Raw genomic sequence first — 6174 nt, 5'->3', positions numbered from 1 at the left:
GACGACATCAACATGCGATTGCACTGGTAGCAGCATCAGGGCGATGGCATGTTCATTGGTGTCCCCGAAGCATCATGGAACGGGCGGTCGGGGACTGAAGTCCCCGCCTACAGTCACGCCGTCGCTGCGCGACGGCCGTGGGGAACGGCAGCAACAGGCGAGACTGGAGCGTCGCGCAGCGACTGCAGGATGGTAGGCGGGGCTTCCAAGCCCCGACGCGGCGGCACGACGACATCAACATGCCATCGCCCTGGGCGATACGCGACGATTGTTGACAGGCTACCGGCCCGCATCTACGATTGCTGCTTACCGATCCGTTCTCCACCGCCCTGCGCGGATTCGTTCCGCAGCTCGCGAGGTGCATGATGAGCGCTGACCTGACCCGACCATCCATGAGCCGCCGTGGCTTCCTGCGGCTGGCAAGCCTGACCGGTGGTGCAGCCCTGCTGGCCGCCTGCCAGCAGCCCCAGACGCCAGCGGCCAAGCCGGCCGAGACGAAGCCGGCCGAGACGAAGCCGGCCGAGACGAAGCCGGCCGAGACCAAGCCCGCGGCCCCAGCGGCCGCCGCGCCGACGACGGCTCCCGCCAAGCCGGCCGAGGCGGCGAAGCCTGCTGAGGCTGCCAAGCCCGCTGAGGCCGCCAAGCCGGCCGCCGCCGCTCCGGCCGCCGGCAAGCGCGGCGGCGTCTTCAACTACGCCGAGGCCGGCGACTTCAACCACTTCAACCCGTGGTCCGTCACCGCCACCAACCAGGCGATGTACAACCTGGCGTTCTCGCGGCTGATCTGGAAGGACTCGGACGGCAAGGTCCAGGGCGACATGGCCGAGTCCTGGGAGAGCGCCAAGGACGGGCTGTCGTTCACCGCCAAGATGAAGCAGAACATCAAGTGGCACGACGGCAAGGAGCATGTGGCCGAAGATTACGTCAAGATGTTCGGCTACACCAAGGTTGAGGCGCTCCTGAAAGACGCAGCGATCAAGAAGCACCAGGGCTACATCGCGTCCGTCAAGGACGTGAAGGCCGTGGACAAGTTCACCGTCCGCTTCGAGTTCACGACGCCGACGCCCTTCATGGAAGACATCATCGACTATTGGTACGCCATCCGGATCGACGACCCGGCCGACCTGACTTTCACCAAGAAGCCGCCCGTCGGCACCGGTCCGTTCAAGATCACCGAGTGGCAGCCGAACCAGTTCGCACGCTTCCAGCGCAACCCTGACTTCTACGTCAAGGATGCGCCGCTGGTGGACGAGGTCATGTTCAAGCGGCTCGAGAAGGCCGAGACGCTGATCCCGAACCTCCAGTCCGGCGGCGTCGATGCGATCCTGGTGACCAGTGCCTCAGACGTGCAGACGCTGAAGGCGAACACGGCGCTGGCGCTGGACTTCTACGACGTCGGCAGCGTGTTCAACGTCCAGATCAACTGCAACAAGGCCCCGCTCGACAAGAAGGAGGTCCGTCAGGCCCTCTCGATCTCGATGAACCGCGCCGAGTTCGCGAAGTCGGCCTTCTTCGGGATCTCGCAGCCGATCGTCTCGCCGTTCTACAGCCCGAACAACGTGGCCTACCGCGAGGATCTGACCAAGGCCCAGGCGTTCGACCTGAACAAGGCGAAGTCGATGCTGGAGGCGGCCGGCGTCAAGGATCTGACCCTGACGACCAGCGTCACGCCGCGCTGGCCGCAGATGAAGCTGTTCATGCTGATGTGGCAGGCCGACCTGCAGAAGATCGGCGTCAAGCTCAACGTGAACGAGGTCGAGATCGCCAAGTTCTACGACATCGCCGCCGACAAGGACATGCTCGGCAACGACATGGCCCCGTGGCTCAACGGACGCGTCCTGCGCGACCCGGCGATCCTATGGTCGTCCCAGGCCAACTTCCGGGGCAACGAGAAGAACATCTTCGGCTACAAGAATGCCGAGATGGAGAAGCTTATCGCCGACGCAGCCGGCGAGACGGACGCGGCCAAGCGCAAGCAGATGTACCAGCGACTCAACGAGATCGTGGTCGAGGATGCGTACCTGATCCACGTGGCCACCAACCCGTTCATCTGGGCGCGCAAGAGCAGCGTGACCGGGTTCAAGGCCGACCTGACCGGCAACCTGATCCTGACGAACGCCAGCACCGGCGCGTAAGCAGGCAGGCCCTCATCCTCCGGGGTGAGGGCCACCCTGCGTCTGTTGCATCGGCGCAGCCGGCTGTTGACGACCGGCAGTCCCGAGGCTACCATGCCGCTCAGTCACCGGGGAGAGTGATCGGCAACGTTGCCTGGGGAGCATCATGAGCGCAGAGACTCGCACCACCCTGTTGAGCCGCCGCCGCTTCCTTCGAGTCGCCACCATCGCCGGTGGCGCTGCCCTGCTGGCCGCCTGCCAGCAGGCCCCGGTACCGGCTGCGAAGCCGGCCGAGACCAAGCCGGCCGCGCCGGCGGCCCCGGCCCCGACCACGGCCCCGGCGAAGCCGGCCGAGGCGTCCAAACCCGCCGAGGCCGCGAAACCAGCCGAAGCCGCGAAGCCCGCCACCGCGGGCGCCGCGGCCACTGGCAAGCACGGCGGCGTCCTCAACTACGCCGAGGCCGCCGACTTCACGCACTTCAGTCCGTGGTCCGTGACGCCGCCCAACCAGGGCATCTACAACCAGGTGTTCAGTCGGCTGCTCTGGAAGGACGGCTCCGGCAAGGAGCATCCAGACATCGCCGAGTCCTGGGAGATGGCGAAGGACAGCCTCTCCTTCCGCGTCAAGATGAGGCAGGGCGTCAAGTGGCACGACGGCAAGGAACACCTGGCCGAAGATTACGTGACGATGTTCGGCTACACCAAAAATGAGACGCTCCTCAAGGATGCCGCCGTCAAGAAGCACCAGGGCCTGGTCTCGCCGGTCAAGGACGTCAAGGCGGTGGACAAGTACACCGTTGACTTCCTCTTTGAGAAGCCGGTCCCCTTCATCACCGAGCTGCTCGACTACTGGTACGCCGTTCGCATCGACGACCCCACCGACCCTGCCTTCACGAAGAAGCCGGCCATCGGGACGGGACCGTTCAAGATGGCCGAGTGGCAGCCCAACCAGTACGCCCGCTTCCCGAAGAACCCGGACTACTTCGTCAAGGATCAGCCGCTGATCGACGAGATCATGTTCAAGCGGCTCGAGAAGGCCGAGACACTGATCCCGAACCTGAACTCGGGCGGCGTGGACGGCATCCAGGTCACCAGCGCCGCCGATGTGGCCGCGCTGAAAGCCAACCCGAACATCACGCTGGAGATCAACGAGAACACCGGCAGCATCTTCGACCTGCTGGTGAACGTCTCCAAGCCGCCGCTCGACAAGAAGGAGGTACGGCAGGCGCTCTCCTACTCGCTGAACCGCGTCGAGATGGCGAAGACGGCATTCTTCGGCGTGTCCAAACCGATCTGCTCGCCGTTCTACAACCCGAACTCGATGGCGTACCGCGAAGACCTCGTCAACGCCTACGCCTTCGATCTCGACAAGGCGGCGAAGATGCTCGAAGCCGCCGGCGTCAAGGGCCTGGAGCTGTCCGGGATCGTCACTCCGCGCTGGCCGCAGATGAAGCTCTTCATGCTGATCTGGCAGGCGGACTTGCAGAAGATCGGCGTCAAGCTCAGCGTCTCCGAGATCGAGATCGCCAAGTACTACGAGATCGGGGCCGACCCGAAGCTGCAGAATCACGACCTGATTCCCTGGCTGAACGCCCGCACGACTCGTGACCCCGCCATCTTGTTCAACACGCAGGGCAACTTCCGAGGAAACGAGCGCAACATCTTCGGGTACCGAAGCGCCGATCTGGAGAAGCTGATTGCCGATGGCGCGGTGGAGCCAGACCCCGCCAAACGGAAGACCATCTACCAGAAGGCCAACGAGATCATGGTGTTCGACGCCAACCTGATCTACGTTGCCACCGATCCGCGTATCTGGGCCTTCACGAAACCAGTCAAGGGGATCACCTACGATCTGAGCGGCAACATGGCTCTCGCGGGAGCCAGCATCGAAAAATGAACGCTGGGCGGGGCCGGCTGCCATCACGACGGCGGTAGCTGGCCTCGCCCGGACCGGCCAGGGCGGCCGCCCCGGCCATCGGGGCCATAGGGGAACAACCGCGTGCAGCGATACCTGATCCGCCGGCTACTGCTCCTGATCCCAACCCTCTTCCTGGCGTCCGTCCTGGTGTTCGCCATCATCGCGCTGGCACCAGGCGACCCTGCCCGCATGATGCTCGGCACGCAGGCGACGCCCGAGGAGGTCGCGGTCGAGCGGGAGCGGCTGGGCCTGGACAAGCCGTTGCCGGTCCGCTACGCCATCTGGCTGTCAGACGTGGCGCAGCTGAACCTCGGGGTCTCCCAGTCGAACCGGCGGCCCGTCGCATCGCTGATCGGCGACGCGCTGCCCAATACCTTGCGGCTGGCCCTGATCTCGCTCGGCGTGGCGATGCTGGTCGGGTTTCCCCTCGGGGTGCTGGCGGCGATGAACGCCAACCGACGGATCGACGCGATCATCACCGGGATCAACTCGCTGGGACTGGCGATGCCGGCCTTCTGGTTCGGACTGCTGCTGATCCTGTTCTTCAGCGTCGAGCTGAGGTGGCTGCCGGCCTCGGGTATCGGCGAGCCGAACCAGCCGCTCTACACCCGCCTGCACTTCCTGATCATGCCGGTGTTGACCATCGCCGTGTCCAACATGTCGGTCTTCTCACGCTACGTGCGCTCGGCAATGATCGACGTGCTGAGCGCCGACTATGTCCGCACGGCCAGGGCAAAAGGTCTGGCCGAGAAGGTCGTGGTCTTCCGCCACGCATTGCGCAACGCGATGATCCCGGTCGTGACCATCGTTGGCATTCAGTTCGGGAGGCTGCTCGGCGGCGCTGTCGTCACCGAATCGGTCTTCGCCTACCCGGGCATCGGGCGTCTGGTTATCAACTCGATCGCCAACCGTGACTACCCGGTTGTGCAAGGGACGCTGATGCTGGTCGTGCTCATCTTCCTCCTGACCAACATCGTCATCGACGCGTCGTACGCCTATCTCGACCCGCGCGTGAAGCTGGAGCGTGCCCGATGACCGCCGACGGCAGCGGCACGCCTCTCACGTCGGCGTCAGCACCGGCAGCACGAACGCCGGCGGCTGTCGCCGAGGGCGGCACGCAGCCGAGCGCACGGGCCGCCATGCCCGCCGCCGGCACGATGCGCCGGCTCCTTCGGACCCGGAAGGGGAAGATCGGCGTCGGCTTCCTGGTCGTCCTGCTGTTCGTGGCGATCTTCGGGCGGTTCCTGGTCCCCTACGAGCCGAACGAGGTACACGTCGTCGATCAGCTCCAGCCGCCCTCGTCAACCTACTGGCTCGGGTCGGACGAGCTTGGGCGCGACATCCTCAGCCGCCTGATCGCGGCGGCCTGGCCGGCCGTGCAGGCGGGCGTGCTGGCGGTCGTCATCGCGGCGGCCATCGGCAGCCTGACGGGCCTGGCAGCCGGCTATTTCGGCGGCTGGCTCGACGCGGTCATCGGCCGGATCTGGGACACGTTCCTGGCGTTTCCGGCCATCTTCCTGGCCATCGGCATCGTGACGATCCTCGGCCCCGGCCAGTTCAGCGGCGTGCTGGCCATCGCCATCATCAACATGCCGGTCTCGTCGCGGCTGGTGCGGGCCGTGACGGTCGGCGCGCGCAACGCCGATTATGTCGAGGCGGCCCGAGCGCTCGGCTGCTCAGACTGGCGCGTGATGTCGCGCCACATCTTGCCGAACTGCATCGCCCCGCTGATCGTGCAGATGGCGATTGCCGCCCCCGAGGCGATCCTCGTCGAGGCGACGCTGAGCTTCCTGGGACTCGGCGCACCGCTCCCCGACCCGACCTGGGGCAACATGCTCGGCAGCGCCCAGACCTACCTTGCCCGTTCCTGGACCTATGCCCTGATGCCGGGACTCGCCATCACGGCAACGGTGATCGGCCTGAACTACTTCGCCGACGCCCTCCAGGATGCGCTCGACCCGCGCCGGATCCGGGCCGGCAGCGGGACAGCGTGAGGCACGCATGCCGTGGGTCATGGATCGTGGGTCGTGGGTGGTAGGTCGTGGGTGGTGGATCATGGGTGGTGGGTCGTCGAGCTTTGTGCAAGATCGCGACATGCAATTGTCATCATGAGCGCAGCGAAGGATCTCACCCGCTGACCGT

4 protein-coding genes are annotated in these 6174 nt (G+C 65.5%); all 4 read left to right on the top strand.

Features of this window, described 5'->3' with window-relative positions; translation table 11 throughout:
- Nucleotides 1-365 precede the first annotated feature (365 nt).
- Nucleotides 366-2135, top strand: a complete 1770-nt coding sequence (locus tag IT306_13200; GenBank protein ID MCC7369379.1) for an ABC transporter substrate-binding protein — start codon at nt 366-368, stop codon at nt 2133-2135.
- A 145-nt stretch (nt 2136-2280) separates the two neighbouring features.
- Nucleotides 2281-4011, top strand: coding sequence for an ABC transporter substrate-binding protein (locus IT306_13195; GenBank protein MCC7369378.1), 1731 nt, complete (start codon nt 2281-2283; stop codon nt 4009-4011).
- A 102-nt stretch (nt 4012-4113) separates the two neighbouring features.
- Entirely contained in the window at nt 4114-5067 is a 954-nt protein-coding gene (locus IT306_13190; protein ID MCC7369377.1) for an ABC transporter permease, read from the top strand.
- Nucleotides 5064-6026, top strand: coding sequence for an ABC transporter permease (locus IT306_13185; GenBank protein MCC7369376.1), 963 nt, complete (start codon nt 5064-5066; stop codon nt 6024-6026). Before IT306_13190 ends, IT306_13185 begins: the two co-directional genes overlap by 4 nt.
- Nucleotides 6027-6174: the final 148 nt, after the last annotated feature.

This window comes from Chloroflexota bacterium (assembly GCA_020850535.1).
Classification (GTDB): Bacteria; Chloroflexota; UBA6077; order UBA6077; family JACCZL01; genus JADZEM01.
Note: the sequence above shows the minus strand (reverse complement) of the source record. Positions and strands in the feature narration are given on the sequence as shown.